At 72.6% G+C, this 20,286-nt stretch carries 19 protein-coding genes; 17 read left to right on the plus strand and 2 right to left on the minus strand.

Annotated elements, in window-relative coordinates:
- Positions 1-42: 42 nt before the first annotated feature.
- The 4 genes from AB0I11_RS14910 to AB0I11_RS14925 all read left to right on the plus strand — a co-directional run bounded on the left by AB0I11_RS14910 (position 43) and on the right by AB0I11_RS14925 (position 5,152).
- Positions 43-915, plus strand: coding sequence for a hypothetical protein (locus AB0I11_RS14910; protein ID WP_357319347.1), 873 nt, complete (start codon positions 43-45; stop codon positions 913-915).
- A gap of 12 nt (positions 916-927) precedes the next feature.
- On the plus strand, positions 928-1,908 hold the full coding sequence (locus AB0I11_RS14915) for a hypothetical protein (protein WP_357319350.1): 981 nt from the start codon (positions 928-930) through the stop codon (positions 1,906-1,908).
- A gap of 267 nt (positions 1,909-2,175) precedes the next feature.
- Complete coding sequence (locus AB0I11_RS14920) at positions 2,176-3,483, plus strand: aspartate aminotransferase family protein (RefSeq protein ID WP_357319353.1); 1,308 nt, start codon at positions 2,176-2,178, stop codon at positions 3,481-3,483.
- A gap of 178 nt (positions 3,484-3,661) precedes the next feature.
- Positions 3,662-5,152, plus strand: coding sequence for a CoA-acylating methylmalonate-semialdehyde dehydrogenase (locus AB0I11_RS14925; protein ID WP_357319356.1), 1,491 nt, complete (start codon positions 3,662-3,664; stop codon positions 5,150-5,152).
- Here AB0I11_RS14925 and AB0I11_RS14930 read toward each other — a convergent pair.
- Positions 5,124-6,644: an acyltransferase gene (locus AB0I11_RS14930; RefSeq protein ID WP_357319359.1), complete on the minus strand. Its 1,521-nt coding sequence runs from the start codon at positions 6,642-6,644 to the stop codon at positions 5,124-5,126. The two genes, AB0I11_RS14925 and AB0I11_RS14930, sit on opposite strands and share 29 nt — an antisense overlap.
- A 206-nt stretch (positions 6,645-6,850) precedes the next feature.
- Here AB0I11_RS14930 and ngcE (AB0I11_RS14935) point away from each other — a divergent pair, with 206 nt between their 5' ends.
- The 7 genes from ngcE (AB0I11_RS14935) to AB0I11_RS14965 all read left to right on the plus strand — a co-directional run bounded on the left by ngcE (AB0I11_RS14935) (position 6,851) and on the right by AB0I11_RS14965 (position 12,123).
- Positions 6,851-8,269: an N-acetylglucosamine/diacetylchitobiose ABC transporter substrate-binding protein gene (ngcE, locus tag AB0I11_RS14935; protein WP_357319362.1), complete on the plus strand. Its 1,419-nt coding sequence runs from the start codon at positions 6,851-6,853 to the stop codon at positions 8,267-8,269.
- Positions 8,270-8,337: 68 nt separating this feature from the next.
- Positions 8,338-9,246: a sugar ABC transporter permease gene (locus AB0I11_RS14940; protein ID WP_357319364.1), complete on the plus strand. Its 909-nt coding sequence runs from the start codon at positions 8,338-8,340 to the stop codon at positions 9,244-9,246.
- Positions 9,243-10,151 (plus strand): carbohydrate ABC transporter permease, encoded by a 909-nt coding sequence (locus AB0I11_RS14945; RefSeq protein ID WP_357319367.1) that lies wholly within the window; start codon positions 9,243-9,245, stop codon positions 10,149-10,151. Before AB0I11_RS14940 ends, AB0I11_RS14945 begins: the two co-directional genes overlap by 4 nt.
- Positions 10,152-10,237: 86 nt before the next feature.
- The gene (locus tag AB0I11_RS14950) at positions 10,238-10,918 is read left to right on the plus strand and encodes a hypothetical protein (protein WP_357319371.1); all 681 of its coding nucleotides are present in this window, start codon (positions 10,238-10,240) and stop codon (positions 10,916-10,918) included.
- 90 nt (positions 10,919-11,008) lie between these two features.
- Positions 11,009-11,383: a glyoxalase superfamily protein gene (locus tag AB0I11_RS14955; RefSeq protein ID WP_357319373.1), complete on the plus strand. Its 375-nt coding sequence runs from the start codon at positions 11,009-11,011 to the stop codon at positions 11,381-11,383.
- 1 nt (position 11,384) lies between these two features.
- On the plus strand, positions 11,385-11,699 hold the full coding sequence (locus AB0I11_RS14960) for a metalloregulator ArsR/SmtB family transcription factor (protein WP_357319376.1): 315 nt from the start codon (positions 11,385-11,387) through the stop codon (positions 11,697-11,699).
- Positions 11,692-12,123 (plus strand): SRPBCC domain-containing protein, encoded by a 432-nt coding sequence (locus AB0I11_RS14965; protein ID WP_357319380.1) that lies wholly within the window; start codon positions 11,692-11,694, stop codon positions 12,121-12,123. The genes AB0I11_RS14960 and AB0I11_RS14965 overlap by 8 nt, the downstream gene beginning before the upstream one ends.
- Before the next feature lie 65 nt (positions 12,124-12,188).
- Here the strand turns inward: AB0I11_RS14965 and AB0I11_RS14970 are convergent, their stop codons facing one another.
- On the minus strand, positions 12,189-13,175 hold the full coding sequence (locus AB0I11_RS14970; RefSeq protein ID WP_357319383.1) for a BadF/BadG/BcrA/BcrD ATPase family protein: 987 nt from the start codon (positions 13,173-13,175) through the stop codon (positions 12,189-12,191).
- Positions 13,176-13,372: 197 nt separating this feature from the next.
- Here AB0I11_RS14970 and AB0I11_RS14975 point away from each other — a divergent pair, with 197 nt between their 5' ends.
- The 6 genes from AB0I11_RS14975 to AB0I11_RS15000 are packed head-to-tail and all read left to right on the plus strand — an operon-like array spanning position 13,373 to position 20,189.
- On the plus strand, positions 13,373-14,338 hold the full coding sequence (locus tag AB0I11_RS14975; protein WP_357319386.1) for a MurR/RpiR family transcriptional regulator: 966 nt from the start codon (positions 13,373-13,375) through the stop codon (positions 14,336-14,338).
- Positions 14,335-15,084, plus strand: a complete 750-nt coding sequence (locus AB0I11_RS14980; RefSeq protein ID WP_357319389.1) for an SIS domain-containing protein — start codon at positions 14,335-14,337, stop codon at positions 15,082-15,084. The genes AB0I11_RS14975 and AB0I11_RS14980 overlap by 4 nt, the downstream gene beginning before the upstream one ends.
- Before the next feature lie 25 nt (positions 15,085-15,109).
- On the plus strand, positions 15,110-16,522 hold the full coding sequence (gene ngcE / locus AB0I11_RS14985) for an N-acetylglucosamine/diacetylchitobiose ABC transporter substrate-binding protein (RefSeq protein WP_357319392.1): 1,413 nt from the start codon (positions 15,110-15,112) through the stop codon (positions 16,520-16,522).
- 22 nt (positions 16,523-16,544) lie between these two features.
- The gene (locus AB0I11_RS14990; RefSeq protein ID WP_357319395.1) at positions 16,545-17,486 is read left to right on the plus strand and encodes a sugar ABC transporter permease; all 942 of its coding nucleotides are present in this window, start codon (positions 16,545-16,547) and stop codon (positions 17,484-17,486) included.
- Between the two features lie 13 nt (positions 17,487-17,499).
- Entirely contained in the window at positions 17,500-18,453 is a 954-nt protein-coding gene (locus AB0I11_RS14995) for a carbohydrate ABC transporter permease (RefSeq protein ID WP_357319398.1), read from the plus strand.
- Between the two features lie 32 nt (positions 18,454-18,485).
- Complete coding sequence (locus tag AB0I11_RS15000; protein WP_357319611.1) at positions 18,486-20,189, plus strand: bifunctional 3'-5' exonuclease/DNA polymerase; 1,704 nt, start codon at positions 18,486-18,488, stop codon at positions 20,187-20,189.
- Positions 20,190-20,286 lie beyond the last annotated feature (97 nt).

The raw sequence follows: 20,286 nt of genomic DNA on the forward strand, positions 1-20,286 counted from the left end.
GATCGTGGCTACCCTGGGGCCCTACGGGATCGGAGGCGTCCGATGGCGGGTGACCTGGTACGACGACAGTCCCGGGGACGGGCCGGGGCCGCGGACGGCTTCGTCCGGCTGGTCGCGCACACCGACCCGGTCGCCCTGATCGGCATCACGCTCTCGGTCTTCCTGTCGGTGACCCTGGACCTGACCAACGCGGCCACCGGGGTCGAGTCGCTGCTGGCCGGGCTGATGGGCATCACCATCTCGCTGCTGGTCGACTCGCTGGCCCGGGCCGAGCGCCGGTTCCACCTGCGGACCCTGCTGGACGGGCCGCCCTGGCTGGTCCGCACCACCCCGCTGGTGGCCGGCGCGGTCCGCGACGCGGCCGAGCAGCACGCCGGCACCCGGGTCGCCGCCGAGGCGCGCCGCCGTTACGAGGAGTTCCGCCTGACGGCCGAGCAGTTCGCCGCCGGCCGGATCATCCGGCCCGGCGACGACGGCGAGGACCTGGTGGGCGCCACCCGCGACTGCACCGGGCAACTGGTCGCGCTGACCAACGTGATGCCCCGGGTCAGCGGGGAGCTGAGCTGGTGGCGGGGGGAGGTGGGCCGGCGTTACTGGGAGGCCAACGTCGCCGCCCTCGCCCGGGGCGTCCGGATCACCCGGATCTTCATCTACGCCACGCTCAGCGAGGAACTGCGCGAGCTGGTGGAGACGCAGCGCCGGGCCGGCGTCCGGGTCGGGCTGCTGCCGCACGGCGCGGTCAGCCCGCAGTTGCACGTCAACCTGGTGGTCTGGGACTCGTCGAGCTGCTGGGAGGCGAGGATGACCGCGCACGGCGAGATCAGCGAGCACCAGTTCTCGGTGAACCGGTCCGATGTCGAGCGGCTCGACCGGGTCTTCCGGCTCTGCGCCGACGTCGCCCGCTTCACCGACTGAACGGAAACCGCCATGACCTGGGGCGCCGTGCTGCTGGTGACCGCTGTGGTCTGGGCGGTCAGCATGCTCCGTTCGGTCCGGCTCCGCGCCCTCGTCTACAGCCTGCCGCTGCCGATGACCCTCGCCCTGGTCGCCACCGGACACCGGGTCGACGGGGCGCAACTGCTCGGGGTGGTCGGGCTCAATCTCTTCTTCGCGCTCGTCGCGCTGACCTACCGCCGGCTGCGCTGGCCGATCCTCCTCGCCGACCTGGCCGGGATCGCCGGTTACCTGGCGCTGAGCGCCGGGGTGCTGGCGGTGCCGGTGCCGTTCGAGGCCGCCCTGGCCGGCACCGTCGCGCTCTGGACGCTGGCCATGGTGCTGCTGCGCCGCCGCGCCCGGGCCCGAGGGCCGGCCGGGCGGCAGGAAGTGCGCGAGCCGGCACGGGAGCCGGCCGGGCGAAAGGCCGCGCACGAGGCGGCGCGCGAGCCGGCTGAGCGGGAGGCGGAGCAGGAGCCGGCCGGGCGGGAGCCGGCCGGCAGCGGGCGGGACGGGCTCGCCGCCCCCGCCAAGCTCGTGGTGATCTTCGTGGGCGCGCTGCTCACCGGGCTTCTCGGTGAGCTGCTGCGCGGCATGGTGGTCACCTTCCCGTACTCCGGGGTGCTGGTCGCCGTGGAGGCGCGCCGCGAACTCGCCGACTTCACCCGGCACTTCGCCCGCAACAGCCTCGGCCTGGTCGGCTTCCTGACCGGCTACCACTACCTGCAGGACACCTCGCCGACGCTGGCGCTGGCCGGCGGCTGGGCCGCCTTCGCGCTGCTCGCCGCGGCCCTGCACCTGCCGCGCCGCCGCCCCGCCCGGCCGGCCGCCGCCGGCCAGCCCGTGCCGCCGCCCACCCGCGCGGCCCGGCCGGCCGCCGCCGGGCCGCCCGTGCCGCCTCCCACCCGCCCCGACGGTGGTCAGGGGCGCGCCCCGCGCCCGCGCACCGGGCCGGAACGCCCCGCGGCCACCTGACCGCTCGCCCGCCGGCGGCCGGCGGAGCCCGTCCCCACGGACGGCCGCGGTCAGCGTCCGCCCCGGGGAGGGTGTTGCGGATCGAGTGGTTGATTGCCGGTATGCCCGGCGGAAAGGTGAGTGCGGGGCGGGTTCGACTCCGGAAACCGCACCGGCTGGTTGACGCGGTGTCAGGCGCGGACGGTCGCTGCGCTACACAGTGACAGTTGTCCCTGTGCCCGGCCGGTGAGAGCGTGCGAGGACCAACCGCCGCTGAAGGGTGCGCCGATGACCGCCGACGACCTGCTCGCCCGCCACCGGGCCGTACTCCCCTCCTGGATGCCGCTCTACTACGCCGAACCGCTCGAGCTGGTCGCCGGCTCCGGCCGCCGGGTCACCGACGCGCAGGGCCGCAGCTACCTGGACTTCTTCGGCGGCGTGCTGACCAACATGATCGGCTACGACATCCCGGAGATCCGCGAGGCGGTCGAGCGGCAGCTGCGTACCGGCATCGTGCACAGCTCGACGCTCTACCTGATCCGCCAGCAGGTCGAGCTGGCCGAGAAGGTGGCCCGGCTCTCCGGCATCCCCGACGCCCGGGTCTTCTTCACCAACTCCGGCACCGAGGCCAACGAGGCCGCGCTGCTGATGGCCACCAACCACCGCCGTTCGCACCAGATCCTCGCCGTGCGCAACAGCTACCACGGCCGGTCGTACGCGGCGATGGGGGTGACCGGCAACCGGGGCTGGTCGGCCAGCGCCCTCAACCCGCTCCAGGTGGCCTGGCTGCACTCCGGCGAGCGGCTGCGCGGGCTGCTGGCCCGCCTCGACGAGGCCGACCGGATCGACGCGGCCGTGGAGGACCTGCACGAGGTCCTGGCCACCCAGACCGCCGGCGACGTGGCCTGCCTGATCGCCGAGCCGATCCAGGGCGTCGGTGGCTTCGTGCACGCCCCGGACGGGCTCTTCGCCGCCTGGAAGAAGGTCCTCGACGAGCACGGCATCCTGCTCATCTCCGACGAGGTGCAGACCGGCTGGGGCCGCACCGGCGAGCACTTCTGGGGCTACCAGGCGCACGGCGTCACCCCCGACCTGCTCACCTTCGCCAAGGGCATCGGCAACGGCTTCGCCCTGGCCGGCGTGGTCGGCCGGGCCGAGGTGCTGGAGGCGGTGCCGGCGATCAGCTTCTCCACCTTCGGCGGCAACCCGGTCTCCACCGCCGCCGGCAACGCCGTCCTCGACTACCTGCTCGACCACGACCTGCAGGCCAACGCCGCCCGGGTCGGCGCGATCCTCGGCGACGGCCTGCGCGCCGCCACGGCCGACCTCGACCGCGTCGCCGAGGTACGCGGCAAGGGGCTGATGCTCGGCGTCGAGTTCGTCCGCCCCGGCACCACCGAACCGGACCCGGCGCTCACCACCCGGGTGTTCGAGGCGTGCCGGGCCGGCGGCCTGCTGGTCGGCAAGGGCGGCCTGCACGGCAACGTGGTGCGGATGGGTCCGCCGCTCACCCTCACCGAGGACGAGGCCCGCGAGGGCCTGGCCATCCTGGTCGACGCGATCCGGTCCTGCGCCGCCGAGGCGGTGGCGCTGTGAGCGTGAGGAGTGAGCCGGTTTTGCGAGCCCCGCAGTCGCGAACGGAAGGTGGCGCTGTGAGCGTGAGGAGTGAGCCGGTTTTGCGAGCCCCGCAGTCGCGAACGAATGGTGAGTCTGTGAGCGCGAGGAGTGAGCCGGTTCTGCGAGCCCCGCAGTCGCGAACGGAAGGTGTGGCACGGTGAACCAGATCGGGCACTTCATCGACGGCAAGCGGGTGGCCGGCGACTCCGCGCGGCGCGGCGACGTCTTCGATCCGGCCACCGGCCGGCGTACCGGTCAGGTGGCGCTGGCCTCGGCCGCGGACGTGGCGGGGGCGGTGGAGGCCGCCGAGCGGGCCGCGCGGGCCTGGCGGGATGCCTCGCTGGCCAAGCGGACGGCGATCATGTTCGCCTTTCGGGAGCTGGTCAGCGCCCGCCGCGAGCGGCTCGCCGAGGTGATCACCGCCGAGCACGGCAAGGTGCTCGCGGACGCCGCCGGCGAGGTGCAGCGCGGCCTGGAGGTCATCGAGTACGCCTGCGGCATCCCCTCGGCGCTGCGCGGCGGCTACAGCGAGAACGTCTCCACCGAGGTCGACTCGTACAGCCTGCGGCAGCCGCTCGGCGTGGTCGCGGTGATCTCGCCGTTCAACTTCCCGGTGATGGTGCCGCTCTGGTTCGTCCCGGTCGCGGTCGCCTGCGGCAACGCCGTGGTGCTCAAGCCCAGCGAGAAGGACCCGAGCGCGGTGCTGCTGCTGGCCGAGTGGTTCGTCGAGGCGGGCCTGCCCGACGGGGTGCTGAACGTGGTCAACGGCGACAAGGAGGCGGTCGACGCGCTGCTCGACCACCCGGGCGTGAAGGCGGTGTCGTTCGTCGGCTCCACCCCGGTCGCCCGGTACGTGCACCAGCGCGGGTCGCTGGCCGGCAAGCGGGTGCAGGCGCTCGGCGGGGCGAAGAACCACATGGTGGTGCTCCCCGACGCGGACCTGGACTTGGCGGCCGACGCGGCGGTCAACGCCGGCTTCGGCTCGGCGGGGGAGCGGTGCATGGCCGTCTCCGCGCTGGTCGCGGTCGAGCCGGTCGCCGACGCCCTGGTCGCGAAGATCGCCGAGCGGATGGCCGGGCTGCGCACCGGCGACGGCCGCCGGGGCTGCGACATGGGCCCGCTGGTCACCGCCGCGCACGCCGAGCGGGTCCGCTCCTACGTGGCGTCCGGGATCGCGGCCGGCGCGATTCCGGTGGTGGACGGCCGGACGGTCACCCCGGACGGGGACGACGGCGGCTTCTGGCTCGGCCCGACCCTGTTCGACCAGGTCACCCCCGAGATGTCGATCTACACGGACGAGATCTTCGGGCCGGTGCTCAGCGTGGTCCGGGTCGGCTCGTACGACGAGGCGGTCGAGCTGGTCAACGCCAACCCGTACGGCAACGGCACGGCGATCTTCACCAACGACGGCGGGGCGGCCCGGCGCTACCAGCACGAGGTGGAGGTCGGCATGGTCGGCATCAACGTGCCCATCCCGGTGCCGATGGCCTACTACTCCTTCGGCGGCTGGAAGTCCTCGCTCTTCGGCGACCTGCACGCGCACGGCGCCGACGGGGTCGCCTTCTTCACCCGGGGCAAGGTGGTCACCAGCCGCTGGCTGGACCCCCGGCACGGCGGGGTCAACCTCGGCTTCCCCACCCAGACCTGAGCAGGCGCAGCACCCCCGCCCCGGCCAGGTACGCGGCCAGCGCCGGGGCGGGCAGCCCCAGCGGTTCGGGTGCGGTCTTGCGGGTGAGGCTGTTCAGCAGCAGCCCGGCGACGACGCCCGCGTACCCGGCGACGGCCAGCGCGGTGCGCGACCGCCCGCGCCGGCCGCGCGCCGGCGGCCGGGGCGGGCCGGGTGGACGGCGGGTGCGCGCCTCGATCGGGCCGAAGACGGCGACCAGGGCCGCCAGGACGGTGGCCAGGGCGAGCAGCCACGGGATCCGCCAGCCCCACCAGGCCGCCGAGCCGACCGGCGGCGTGGGCAGCACGCCGAGCGCGTCGAGCAGGCCGACCAGCAGCACCGCCGCGGTGAGGTGCCAGAGGAAGACGGTGAGCACCACGGCGTTCACCGCGATCACCGCCTGCCAGGGGCCGGGCCGGCGCAGCCAGCGTCCGGCCGGCGCCCGCAGCAGCAGGATCAGCCCGAGCTGGGCGGTCGCCACGGCGAGCAGCGCCAGGCTCGGCGGGGCGGCGTTGTCCAGCCGCGCGCCGGGCACGTTGAGCATCGCCACCGGGTACGGCCCGAGCACCGTGAGGAGCACCAGCGCGGCCAGGCCGCCGGCCAGCAGGACCACCCCGGCGCGGCGGGACAGCGGTAGCCGCCGCCGGCGCAGCCCACGTGCCTCGCCACCGGGCGGCGCGGCGGTGTCGGTGGACGGCGCGGCCGGCCTGGCGGCCGGCGCGGCGGTGTCGGCGGGCGGCGCGGCCGGGCTACCGGGCGGCGCGGTCTCGGGGGGCCGCGCGGGCGGCGCGGGGGTGGCGTCGCCGGGCGGCCCGGCCGGGGTGCGGGTGTCGTACCAGGCGAAGCCGAGCTGGTGCACGGCCAGCCAGCCGAACAGGTAGTTGCCGGTGGCCAGCCCTGCCGGCCCGAGCAGCCGGCCCAGGTCGCCGAGGGCGACGAGCCCGACCAGCGCCACCGGCACGGCGAGCCCGAAGCGGCGGTGCAGCGCGTACATGGGTGGGGTCAGCGGCACCACGACCAGGTAGGCGACCAGGAACCAGAGGGGGATGGTGGCGAACCAGACCACCGTGCGGACCTGTGCCGGGTCCGCGCCGCGCAGGCTCGCGACCGCGGCGCCGGCCGCCAGCACCACCAGGAGCGCGGTGGTGGGCCGGACCAGCCGCGCGCTGCGGTCGACCAGCCAGCCGGTGGTGCTGCCGCCCCGGTGCCGCCGGGCGTTCAGCGAGGCGGCGTTGGCGTACCCGCCGACCAGGAAGAAGACCGGCATCACCTGGGCCACCCAGGTCAGCGGCCAGGCCCAGGGGAGGTCGCCCAGCGCGGAGTGGCCGGTCGGGTGGCGGGCGCGGTCGTACCCGATGACGCTGATCCCCCAGTGGCCGAGCACCACCATGGTGATGGCCAGGGCCCGGAGCAGGTCGGCGTAGCGCTCCCGCCCGGCCGGCGTGCGCTCGGCGAGCTGCCGCAGGCGGCGCATGGACCCAGGTTATGCCAGCCTCAGGCGGACGGTGGTGATAACGGTTCGGTCGTGAGGTCTTGTGGTCCGGGCCGCACTGCCGTAGAAATTCTTCAGCAACATCAACTTAAGTGAAGACAAGCAACAGCTGAACCCGAGTGCCTCGACGTCGCGGCCGCCGTTCCCCCATCCCGGCCGGTCGCGCCTACCCGAACCGAGGAGATGCCATGAACAGGCGTGAGATCCTCCGGCGGACCGCTGCCGCCGGTCTGCTGGCCACCCCCGCCGCCGGCCTGCTCGCCGGCTGCGCCACCTCCGGCGGCGACGACGACAAGGGCGACGCCGGCACCTACAAGGGCACCAAGAGCGAGCAGAACCCGCTCGGTGTCAAGGAGGACGCCCCGCTCGAGGTGGTGATCTTCAACGGCGGCTTCGGCGAGGAGTACGCCAAGGCCCACGAGGCCATGTACAAGGAGAAGTACCCGAAGGCCGAGATCAAGCACTCCGCCACCCAGGAGATCAACAAGACGCTTCAGCCGCGCTTCGTCGACGGCACCCCGCCGGACGTGGTCAACAACTCCGGCGCCGGTCAGATCGACTTCAACGGGCTGGTCAGCCAGAACGCGATCGCCGACCTGGGCGCGCTGCTCGACGCGCCGAGCCTCGACCAGCCCGGCAAGAAGGTGCGGGACACGCTGCTGCCCGGCGCGGTCGAGGTCGGCTCGTACGACGGGAAGTTCCTGGTCCTCAACTACACCTACACCGCGTACGGCATCTGGTACTCCACCAAGCTCTTCGCCGACCGCGGCTGGCAGTACGCGAAGACCTGGGACGAGCACATCGCGCTCTGCAAGCAGATCAAGGCCGCGGGCATCGCCCCCTGGACGTACGCGGGCAAGCACCCCCGCTACATGAGCTGGCCGCTGATCGCCACCGCGATCAAGTTCGGCGGGCCCTCGGTGGCGACCGCGATCGACAACCTCGAGCCGAACGCTTGGAAGTCCGACGCCATGAAGGCGGCGGCCGACGCCTGGTACCAGATCGTCAAGGACAAGTACATCCTGGACGGCTCGCCGGGCCTGGACCACATCCAGTCGCAGACCGCCTGGTGCCAGGGCAAGGCCGCCTTCATCTCCTGCGGCTCCTGGCTGGAGAACGAGCAGGCCAAGGTCACCCCGGCGGGCTTCAACATGACCATCGCGCCGACGCCGAGCCTGGGCAGCGGCGACAAGCTGCCCTTCGAGGCGATCCGGGGCACGGCCGGCGAGCCGTTCATGGTGCCGGCGAAGGGCAAGAACGTCGCCGGCGGCCTGGAGTACTTCCGGGTGATGCTCTCCAAGAAGGGCGCCCAGGACTTCACCAGGAAGGTCTCCAGCCTGACCGTCGTGGCCGGCTCGACCGAGGGCGTGGAGCTGCCGTTCGGCCTGACCAGCGTGGTCAAGGCGCTGGACGCCTCCGGCAGCAACGGCTTCAACTGGGTCTACAACAACTACTACCGCAAGCTCGAGCGCGAGCTGGTCGACGCCGCCTGCGGCGAGTTCTTCAGCGGCCGGAGCAACCCGACCGCGTTCCTCGACGCGTGCCAGAAGGGCGCCGACTCGATCGCCCAGGACAGCTCGATCAAGAAGTACAAGCGGGCCGCGTAACGTCCGGTCGGTGGGGGCGGGCCCGTCCCGCCCCCACCGGTCCGTCGCTGGGGGAGTAGGTCCTTCTCGTGAGACATGGCAAGTACCCGCTGATCATCACCTTCCTGGTGCCACCACTGCTGCTCTACGGCATCTTCGTGCTCTCGCCGTACCTGCAGGCGTTCCAGATCTCCACCACCAACTGGCTCGGCTACTCGGCACACGCCGACTCGGTCGGGATGGCCAACTTCCGGACGCTGTGGCACGACGGCCAGGTGTGGAACGCGATCAAGAACAACGCGATCATGCTGGCCGTGGTGCCGGTGCTGACCATCGCGCTCGGCCTGTTCTTCGCCACCATGCTCAACATGGGCGGCCGCAAGGGGCGGGCCGGCGTCACCGGTGTCCGCGGCACGGCGATCTACCGGATGGTCTACTTCTTCCCGCAGGTGCTCTCGGTGGTGATCATCGCCCTGCTCTGGAAAGAGGTCTACCACCCCAACAACGGCCTGCTCAACGGCGCGCTACGGGCGCTCGGCCTGCCCGCGCCGACCTGGCTCGGCGACCCCCGCACCGCCTTCTGGTGCGTGCTGGCGGTGATGGTCTGGAGCAACGTCGGGTTCTACGTGGTGCTCTTCGGCGCGGCCATGTCGGCCATCCCGCGCGACATCTACGAGGCGGTCATGCTCGACGGGGCGTCACGGTGGACCACCCTGCGCCGGGTCACCGTCCCGCTGCTCTGGGACACCGTGCAGGTCGCCTGGATCTATCTGGCCATCGCCGCGCTGGACGGGTTCATCCTGGTCCAGCAGATGACCAACGGGGGCCCCAACTTCTCCTCCGACGTCATCGGGCTGCGGATGTACGAGACCGCGTTCGGCAGCGAGAGCAAGTTCGGCTACGCCTCCGCGATCGGCGTGGTGATGCTGTTCCTGACCCTGTCGGTCGCGGTGCTGGCGCTGCGTACCGGCCGTCGTGATCGGATCGAGTACTCGTGACCACCATGGACCGCCCGGCGACGACCGCGGCCGAGACGCCCGGGCCGTCCCGGGGAGAAGACCGGCGGCCGCGCCGCGAGCTGGGCGTGGCGAACGCCTTCTCGCACGGCTTCCTGCTGCTCTGGTCGGCGCTGACCGCGCTCCCGCTGCTCTGGATGTTCCTCAGTTCGTTCAAGAGCGACAGCGAGATCCTCTCCCACCCGTGGGGGCTGCCCGGCGCGCTGCGCTTCGAGAACTGGTCCCGCGCCTGGACCGAGGCGCACATCGGCCGGTACTTCCTGAACAGCGGCGTGGTGGTGGCCGGCTCGCTCACCCTCACCATGCTCCTCGGCGCCACCGCCGCGTACGTCTTCGCCCGGTACGAGTTCCGCGGCCGGCAGGCGGTCTACTACCTGTTCGTCGGCGGGATGATGTTCCCGGTCTTCCTCGCCCTGGTGCCGCTCTTCTTCGTGGTGCGCAACGCCGGGCTGTTCGGCACCTGGACCGGGCTGATGCTGGTGTACGCCGCCTACTCGCTGCCCTTCACGGTGTTCTTCCTGACCGCGTTCTTCCGGACCCTGCCAACCTCGATCGCGGAGGCGGCGCTGATCGACGGCTGCGGTCACTTCCGGCTCTTCTTCCGGGTCATGCTGCCGATGGCGCGACCGGGACTGATCAGTGTCGCAATCTTCAACTTCCTCAGCCACTGGAACCAGTTCATCCTGCCGCAGGTGCTCATGCAGGGCGACGACTCCAAGTGGGTGCTGGCGCAGGGACTCACCGCGCTCGCGGTCAGCCAGGGCTACCAGGGCGACTTCAGTGGCCTGTTCGCCGGCCTCACCATCGCCACCCTGCCGGTGCTCGCGGTGTACGTCGCGTTCCAGCGGCAGATCCAGACCGGACTCACCGCCGGTCAGCTCAAGTGAGGCGGTTGCCACAGGCAACGGGACAGCGCGACCGGTGACGGTTCCCCTATGGTGGGCCGGCATCTTCATCGATCGACAGGGATCACATGTTCTTCCTCATCTACGATCTGCTCCTGCTGCTCGGCGGCATCGCGATGGTCGTCGTCGGCCTGGTGGTCAAGGAGCAGTCCAAGCTCTCCCGGGTCATTGACGTCGTCGCCGGCGTGGCCTTCTTCTGCTACGGCTTCTATCTGCTGTTCCTCTTTGACGGCGGCGAGTACCGGGTCTTCATCTACGTCTTCATCCTGCCGGTCCTGCTGATCGTGCAGGCGGTCAAGGCACGCAAGCAGGCGCGGGAGGAGGCGGCCGGGCAGCAGTTCGCCGGGGCGCCCCAGCCCGGGGCGTACGGTCAGCCGGCCCCGTACGGGCAGCCGGTCCCCGGTCAGCAGCCGAACCAGGGCTGGTCGGCCGCGCCGGGCCAGCCGGCGCCGTACGGCGCGGCCCCGCAGGGCCAGTACGCCCCGCCCGCCCAGGGTCAGTACGGCGGCCAGGGCCAGCACGGCGGAGGCCACTACGGCCAGCCCGCCCAGGGCCAGCCCGCCCAGGGCCAGTACGGGCAGCCCGCCCAGGGTCAGCCCGCGCAGGGTCAGTACGGGCAGGGCCAGTACGGGCAGCCGGCACAGGGCCAGTACGGGCAGCCGGCGCAGGGGCACTACGCCCCCGGCCCGCAGGGCCAGCCGGATCAGTACGGCCAGCAGCAGGGGTGGCCCGGTCACCCGAACGCCTGACGGTTCCACCGCCGACGGGCCGGTCGACGCGGGTCGGCCGGCCCGTTCGCCGCTTGACTGGTAGGAAATCTCCTACCTATTGTGGTGGGCATGACCGTGACTCACGTGAAGCTCGTCTCCGTACCCGTCAGCGACCAGGACCGGGCCCGCGACTTCTATGTCGACCTGCTCGGCTTCGATCTCATCTTCGACAACCCGATGGGCCCGGGTGGCCGGTGGGTCCAGGTCGCCCCGAAGGGGGCGGACACCGCGTTGACCCTGGTCACCTGGTTCCCGACCATGGCGCCCGGCTCGCTGAAGGGTCTGGTGCTGGAGACCGACGACCTCGACGCCGACGTGGCCCGGCTGCGGGAGCGGGGCGTGGTCTTCGCCGACGACGGCATCCAGACGGCCCCCTGGGGCCGGTACGTGACCTTCGACGACCCCGACGGCAACGGCATCGTGCTCCAGTCGACCCGGGTCTGACGTGGCGGACGTCTTCGCGGCGTTGGCCAACCCCACCCGGCGCGAACTGCTCCGGCTGCTCCTGGAACGGGGGGAGCAGCCGGTGCAGCAGCTCGCCGACCACTTCGACATGCGCCGGCCGAGCCTCTCCGAGCACCTGCGGGTGCTCAAGGACGCCGGTCTGGTCACCGAACAGCCGGTCGGCCGGCAGCGGTTCTACGCGCTGCGTCCCGAGCCGCTGCGCGAGGTGGCCGACTGGATCGGCCCGTACGAGCGGTTCTGGCGGGCCCGCCTCGCCGACCTGCGTGACGTGCTGGACGGCCTGCCCGATGACTGAGCGGGCCACCGTGTCGGTGGACCAGTTCCTGGCCCATCCGCCGCGGAAGGTGTGGCGGGCGCTGACCGATTCCGATCTGCTGGCCCGCTGGCTGATGCCGAACGACTTCCGGCCGGTTCCGGGACACCGCTTCACCTTCCGGACGACCCCGCGACCGGGGCAGGGCTTCGACGGCGTGGTGCACTGCGAGGTGCTGGAACTGGACGAGCCGCGCCGGCTGCGCTGGGCCTGGCGGGGCGGCCGGCTGGACACCGTGGTCAGCTGGTCGCTGGTGCCGGAGGGGCGCGGCACCCGGCTCTTCCTCGAGCATGCCGGCTTCGACCCGGACGACCCGGTGCAGCGGCGCACCTTCACCCTGCTCGACGGCGGCTGGCGCAGCCACGTCTGGCCCCGCCTGGAGCACGTCCTCACCGACCTCGCCTGACTGTGCGGTTGGTCCACGATCGGCGGGCCGGCGAGCGGGTGCGGGCCTCGGGCTACCCGGCGGGGTCAGGTTGCCGGGACCAGCAGCGCGTGCAGCGCCGCCGGGTCGGTGACCTCCGGCAGGTCGCGGGCGGCGAGCCAGGCGGCCGCGGCGGCGCCGTCGCCGGCGGAGTGCAGCGGTGCGTCCGGCCACCGCCGGGTCAGCTCGGCCCGGACCGCGCCGGCGAGCGGGGTGTCGCCGGTGAGCAGGCCGCCGCCGAGCACGACCGGGCCGGTCGCGCCGGGCGGGCGGATCCGGGCGGCGCTCTCGGCGAGCAGCGCGGCCGCCTCGGCGATGAGTGCCCGGGCGGTCGGCTCGGCGTCCCGGGCCGCGGTCACCACCAGCGGCGCCAGCCGGGCCAGTTCCACCGGCGGGCGCCGGGTCACGGCCTGCACCACCGCCTCGGCGGTCGCCCGGGGCCGGGCGGCCACCTCGGGGGCGCCGGTCAGTTCGGCGAGCACCCGGCGGGCCAGGTCACCGGGGGGCCGGGCCCGGTCCAGGTCGGCCAGCAGCCGGCGGACCGCCTCCCGGCCGAGCCAGAAGCCGGAGCCGGCGTCGCCGAGCAGCCAGCCGTGCCCGTCGGCGACGCGGTCCAGCCGCAGGTCGCGAACCTGGGCGGCGATGGCCCCGGTGCCGGCGATGAGCACCGTGCCGTCCGGCGCGGCGGTGCCCGAGGCGTACGCGACGAGGGCGTCGCCGTGCACCGCGTAGGGGCAGCGCAGGCCGGCGTCGGCCCAGGCCCGGTCGAAGGCGGCCCGGCCCTGCGGATCGGCGAGCAGCCGGCCGGCGCCGGCGAGGCCGATGGTGCCGGCGCGGACCCGGGCCGGGTCGACGTCGGCGAGGGCGGCCCGCAGCGCGGACAGCAGTTCGGCGGCGGCCCGCTCGGCGCCGTGGCTGGTCGGGTTGCCGCCGCCGGCCCGGCCGGCACCGAGGCGTACCCCGTCGAGGCGGACGGCGGCCGCGCGGGTGGACGTACCCCCGACGTCGAGGCCGACCACGACGGTGTCGGACATCCGGGCGCCTCCCTGCGGTCGGGCGTGCTGGCCCTTCATGCTGGTCGGCCGGGCTGCCGGAGGCAAGATCGGCCGGCCCCTCCCGGCCTGTGCGCCAGGTAACAGTTTGAAAACTTCGCCCACGGTCTTGACACGGAGGGGCGTTCAGTAAGAACTTTTACCACTAACAGTTAACACTCTTTTCCGAAAGGCGTCCCATGGTTGATCACGAGGTGGACACCCCCGCGGGGACCGCGGTGGTCGACGCCGACGCGGTCGACCGGCGGGGTGCGATGGCGGTGAACCCCTCCGACGGGGTGCTGGCCCGGGTCCGGGCCGGCGCGGGGGAGCTGACCGGCGCGCTGCGCCGGGTCGCCGAGCACGTGCTCAGCGACCCCGAGGCGGCGGCCCGGGCGACCATCGTCGAGTTGGCCGAGCGTAGCGGCACCTCGCCGGCGACCATCACCCGGTTCTGCCGGGCCATGGGCTTCGAGGGCTACGCCGACCTGCGGCTGGGCATCGCGGCCGAGACCGGCCGGGCGCGCTCGGCCGGCTGGACGGTCGACATCGGCCGGGAGATCCAGCCCAGCGACCCGCTGTCCCGGGTGCTCGACCAGATCATGGCCGCCGACACCCGGGCCATGCACGACACCGCCGCGCTGCTCGACCTCGCCGAGGTGGAGAAGGCGGCGGTGGCCATCGCCGGCGCCAGCCGGGTGAACATCTTCGGCGCCAGCGGCAGCGCCCTGGTCGGCGAGGAGATGCAGTTCAGCCTGCACCGCATCGGAGTGGCCGCGTGGGCCTGGAGCGACGTGCACGAAGGGCTGGCCAGCGCCGCGCTGCTCGGCTCCGGGGACGTCGCGCTCGGCATCTCACACACCGGGCAGACCCGGGAGACGATCGAGATGCTCGCCGAGGCGGGCAGCCGCGGGGCCACCACGATCGCGCTGACCGGGTTCCCCCGCTCGCCGCTGGCCGAACTGGCCGACATCGTCCTGGTCACCGCCAGCCAGGCCACCACCTTCCGGCCCGACGCGCTCTCCGCCCGCCACCCCCAGCTCGTCGTGCTCGACCTGCTCTACATCGCGGTGGCGCAGCGCACCCACGACCGCGCCCACGCGGCCTTCCGGCGCACCGCCCAGGCCGTCGACGGGCACAAGGACGCGAAGGGGGCCACCGCATGATCAGCGCCCGGCGGTACGCGGACGCCGTCCGCCCGATGCTGGACCGGCTCGTCGACACCCAGGCCGACGCGATCGACCGGGCCGCCGGCCTGATCGCCGACGGGCTGCGCGGCGGTGGCGTGCTCCAGGCGTTCGGCGCCGGCCACTCCGAGGCGTTCGCCGCCGAACTGGTCGCCCGGGCCGGCGGCCTGGTGCCCACCAACCGACTCTCCCTGCACGATCTCGTGCTGCACGGCGACGCGCCCCGCGACGTGCTCGCCGACCCCAAGCTGGAACGCGACCCCGAGGTCGCGCACCAGCTCTGGGCCCTCGCGGCGCCGCACCCGCGGGACGTGTTCGTGGTCGCCTCCCAGTCCGGCATCAACGGCTCGGTGGTCGAGCTGGCGACGCTGGTCCGGGCGCACGGTCACCCGCTGATCGCGGTCACCTCGGTCGAGCACACCGCTCGGGTCGCCCCACGGCACCCGTCGGGGCAACGGCTCGCCGACCTCGCCGACGTCGTGCTGGACAACGGCGCGCCGTACGGTGACGCACTGCTGCCGCTCGAGGGCGGCGGCGCGGTCTGTGCGGTCTCGTCGGTCACCGCGGCGCTGCTGGCGCAGCTGCTGACCGCCGAGGTCGTACGACGGTTCCACCTGGCCGGAGAGGTGCCCCCTATCTACCTCTCCGCCAACGTCCCCGGTGGGGACGAGCACAACCTCGCCCTCGAGTCGCGGTACGCCGGGCGCCTCCGGCGGACCGCCTGACCCGACACCACAAGGAGAGACAAAGATGTCGGTTATCCCCGAGAACCTCGGTGACCTCAGCCGCCGGACGCTGCTCCAGCGGGCCGCCGCGGCCGGCCTCCTCGCCACCCCGGCGATGGGCCTGCTCAGCGCCTGCGCCGGCAGCGAGCCGAGCAAGTCCGACACCGGCGGCGCGGCGAAGAGCAAGGACAACCCGTTCGGCGTGAAGGACGGCAGCGCCGTCAAGGTGGTCGTCTTCAACGGCGGCCTGGGCGACCAGTGGGCCAAGGAAGACAAGACCGTCTTCAACGCCAAGCACCCGAACGTCACGGTCAACATGTCTTCCACCCAGAAGATCAAGACCGAAGAGCAGCCGAAGATGGCGACGCAGCCCAGCGACCTCGTCATGAACTCGGGCGCCGACAGCATGGACCGCAGCACCCTGATCAACGAGGGCGCCATCGAGCCGCTGGACGACCTGCTCACCGCGCCGGCCTGGGACAGCGACGGCACCGTCGCCGACAGCCTGCTGCCGGGCACCGTGGCCGACGGCACCCAGAACGGCAAGTTCTACGTGGTGAACGTCGCGTACACGGTCTGGGGCAACTGGTACAACGCCGCCCTGTTCAAGAAGGAGGGTTGGCAGGCCCCGACGACCTGGGACGAGTTCTTCGCCCTGGCGCCGAAGATCAAGGCCAAGGGCATGGCGCCGTACGTGCACGACGCCATCCACGGCTACTACCCGCGCTGGGCGCTCTTCGCCAGCATCTGGAAGGCCGTCGGCAAGCAGGCCGTCGTCGACATCGACAACCTCAAGGACGGCGCCTGGAAGGCCGACGGCATCGTCGCCGCGCTCCAGCCGTGGGAGAAGCTGGTCAAGGACAAGCTGCTGCTCCCGGGCAAGCTCAACCACACCCAGTCGCAGCAGGCGTGGCTCGACGGCAAGGCCGCCTTCATCCAGGTCGGCACCTGGCTGAAGAACGAGATGGCCCAGACCATCCCGCCGGGCTTCGAGCTGACCCTCTCCGACTACTGGAGCAACGCCGGCGACAAGGCGGCCAAGGACGTGTACGCGGCCTCCGGCGAGGGCTTCGTGGTGCCGAGCAAGGCCCCCAACAAGGAGGCCGCGAAGGAGTTCCTGCGGGCGATCCTGTCCAAGGCCGGTTCGGCGAAGTTCGCCGAGCTGACCAAGTCGCTGGCCTCCACCAAGGGCTCCGGCGACAACGTGCAGGACTCGGCGCTGTCCAGCGCGAACGGCCTGATGAAGAACGGTGGCTCCGAGCTCGTCTCGTTCAAGTTCCCGGACTTCTACGCCGACCTGGACAAGGAGAGCCAGAACCTGGCCGAGGAACTGATGGCCGGCCGGCTCACCGCCGCGCAGTTCGTCGACAAGATGCAGGCGGCCGCGGACAAGGTCGCCAAGGACTCGTCGATCAAGAAGCAGACCCGCACCGCCTGATCCGACGGAGAGAGTGAGTCCAATGCGGCACGGAGTCGCGCGTTTCGTCACGGGCTTCCTGGCCCTGCCCGTCGCGCTGTACCTGTTCTACGTGGTGTGGCCGTTCGCGCAGGCGGCGGGATACTCGCTGACCGACTGGGGAGGCTACTCGGATTCCCAGCGCTTCGTCGGGCTGGACAACTACGTCCGGCTGTTCTCCGACGAGCTGATCAGGAAGGCGTTCTGGCACAACGTCTTCTTCCTGGTCACCGTGCCGCTGTTCACCATCGCGCTGGCCCTGCTCCTCGCGTTCCTGCTCAACGTGGGCGGACGCGAGGACAGGGCCGGCATCCGCGGCGTGTTCGGCTCCGCCCTCTACAAGGTCATCTTCTTCTTCCCCCAGGTGCTGTCCCTGGTCGTGGTGGCCGTGATGTGGCAGCAGATCTACCGCAGCGACGAGCAGGGCCTGATCAACGGCCTGCTGATCAAGATCGGGGTGGTCGACGCGGACAACCCGATCGCCTTCACCGCCGACCCGGAGCCCTTCCTCGGCATCCCGGCGGTGCTCTGGTGGCTGCTGCTCATCGCGGTCTGGAGCGGGGCCGGCTTCTACATGGTGCTCTTCTCCGCGGCCATGCAGTCGATCCCGAAGGACATCTACGAGGCCGCGATCCTCGACGGCGCGGGCCGGTTGCACACCTTCTTCAAGGTGACCCTGCCGCTGCTCCGGGAGACCATCTCGGTGGCCTGGGTCTACCTGGGCTTCATCGCCCTCGACATGTACGCCCTGGTCTTCGTCATGACGCCGAGCCAGGGCGGCCCGAACCACGCCAGCGAGATCTTCGCGTCGGTGCTCAACTTCACCGCGTTCCAGAAGGGCCAGTTCGGCTACGCCTGCGCGATGGGTGTCGCGCTGGCCATCTTCACGATCCTGCTCGCCGCGCTGCAGCTCAGGATCACCCGTCGTGACCGTATCGAGTTCTGAAGGAGGGGCGACGATGAGCACCGCGACGCACGGCCCCATCCGGGCCGACCAGACCGTCCCGTCCCGCTCCGCGCCGGGGGGCCGGGCGGAGGCCCACCGGTCCGGCTGGGGTTCCCGCATCTTCAACGGCTTCTCCCACGTGTTCCTGGTGGTCTGGGCCCTGATGGTGATCTACCCGCTGCTGTGGGTGGTGATGTCGTCGTTCAAGGACGACTCGGAGGTCATCCGCGAGCCGCTCTCGCTGATCCCCGACAAGCTGCACTGGGAGAACTTCGGCCGGGCGTGGACCGAGGGACACCTCGGCGCGTTCTTCCTCAACACCGTCCTGGTGATGGCCGGCAGCGTGACCCTCACCATGCTGCTCGGCTCGATGGCCGCGTACGCGCTGGCCCGCTACCAGTTCCGCGGCAACCGGCTGATCTACTACATGTTCCTCTCCGGCCTGACCCTGCCGATCTACCTGGCCGCGGTGCCGCTGTTCAAGGGGGTCTACAACACCGGGATCAGCTTCCCGCTGCTCGGCCCGAACAAGCACCTCATGCTGATCCTGGTCTACGTGGCCTGGTCGCTGTCCTTCACGATCTTCTTCATGCACTCGTTCTTCCGGACGCTGCCGGACACGATCGCCGAGGCGGCCCAGGTCGACGGGGCCTCACACAGCCGGACCTTCTTCAGCGTGATGCTGCCGATGGCCAAGCCCGGCCTGATCAGCATCGGCATCTTCAACGTGCTCGGCCAGTGGAACCAGTGGTACCTGCCGACCCTGCTCATGCAGTCGGTCTCCGGTGAGCCGAAGCACCAGGTGATCGCCCAGGGCCTGATCGAGCTGTCGGTCAACCAGGGCTACAAGTCCGACTGGTCCGGCCTCTTCGCCGGGGTCACCATGGCCATGCTGCCGGTCCTGATCGTGTACATCGTCTTCCAGCGCCAGGTGCAGTCCGGCCTCACGGCCGGCGTCAGCAAGTAGTCGCGCGACCCGCTGCCCGGTCCCGCCGCCGTCTGTCGGAGGGGCCGGGCAGAATCGCGTCCGTGCTGGTGGCGTTGGTGGCGGACGAGCGGGGCGGCGGCGTGCTGCAACCGCTCGACGGTGACGGCCGCCCGGCCGGCCCGGCCGAGGAGGTCGCCGACCTGGCCGCGGCGGTCGGCGCGCGCGAGGCCGCCGACCGGCCCCGCTGGGTCTGGGCCACCGCCGCCACGCTCTACCCGGCGCTGCTGCGCGCCGGCGTCCGGCTGGAGCGCTGCCACGATGTCGAGCTGACCGAGGCGCTGCTGCTCGGGCACGCCGGCCGGTGGGGCGAGCCCCGCTCGTTCGCCGCGGCCTGGGCGCGGCTCACCGGGGCGCCGGTCCCGCCGGACCCGGCGCCCCGCCCGCCGGAGCCGCCCGGCCACGGGCAGGGCGCGCTCTTCGACGCTCCGTCCGGCCCGCCCGGTCCGGGCATCGCGGCGTTGACCCGGGTGTACGCCGACCAGCTCGCCCGGGTCGCGCGGACCGAGCACCCCGGCCGGTTCCGGCTGCTGGTGGCCGCCGAGTCGGCCGGCGCGCTGATCGCCGCCGAGATGGGCGCGGCCGGCCTGCCGTGGCGGGCCGACGTGCACGACGAGATCCTCGCCGAGCTGCTCGGCGAGGCGTCCCCGGTCGGCGGGCCGCCCCGCCGGCTGGCCGAGCTGGCCGGGCGGATCGCCGAGGCGTTCGGCGTCCGCCAGTTGCACGCCGACTCCCCGGCGGAGCTGCTGAAGGCGTTCGCGCGGGCCGGCGTCGAGCTGCCGAACACCCGGGCCTGGTCGCTGCGCGGGGTGGAACACCCGGCGGTGCCGCTGGTCCTGGAATACAAGGAGCTCTACCGGATCTGGACGGCGCACGGCTGGGCCTGGCGGGACGCCTGGATCTCCGGTGGCCGGTTCCACCCGGAGTACGTGCCCGGCGGGGTGGTCTCGGGCCGGTGGGCGACCCGGGGCGGCGGGGCGTTGCAGATCCCGAAGGTGATCCGGCGGGCGGTGGTGGCCGACCCGGGCTGGAGGTTCGTGGTGGCCGACGCCGGCCAGCTCGAGCCGCGGGTGCTCGCCGCGGTCTCCGGCGACGAGCGGCTGGCCGCCGCCGGCGGCGCCGGGGACCTCTACGCGGCGCTGGCCCGGGACGCCTTCGCCGGTGATCGTGGCCGGGCCAAGGTGGCGCTGCTCGGCGCCATGTACGGGCAGACCGGCGGCGCCGCGCTGCCCGCCCTGGCCGTGCTCCGCAAGAGCTATCCGACCGCGTTCGGGTACGTGGAGGCCGCCGCCCGCACCGGCGAGGCGGGCGGGCTGGTCCGGTCGTGGCTGGGGCGTACCTGCCCGCCGGGGTCGGCCGGGTTCGGCGAGGGGGAGGAGGTCGAGCCGGACGCCGGGGCGGATCCGCAGAGCCCGCGCGCCCGGGCGGCCCGCTCCCGGGGGCGGTTCACCCGCAACTTCGTCATCCAGGCCACCGCCGCGGAGTGGGCCTCCACCCTGCTGGCCACGCTGCGCACCGCGCTCACCGGCACCCCGGCGGAGATCGTCTTCTTCCAGCACGACGAGGTGGTCGTGCACTGCCCGGCCGAGCGGGCCGAGGAGGTGGCGGCGGCCGTGGCCGCGTCCGGCGAGCGGGCCACCGGGCTGCTGTTCGGCGACACCCCGGTCCGGTTCCCGCTCGACCTCTCCGTGGTCGACTGCTACGCCGACGCGGCATAGCCGGGCAATTTTCCGTTTTGCCCCGCTACCCGGCCCCCCGGGTGCTCGTTGGGCCCGGTGTGCGTACGACGGGACGGACCGGGCGCGGCTGCGCTCC

The sequence above is a fragment of the Micromonospora sp. NPDC050495 genome (assembly GCF_040655175.1).
In the GTDB taxonomy this organism is placed as follows: domain Bacteria; phylum Actinomycetota; class Actinomycetes; order Mycobacteriales; family Micromonosporaceae; genus Micromonospora.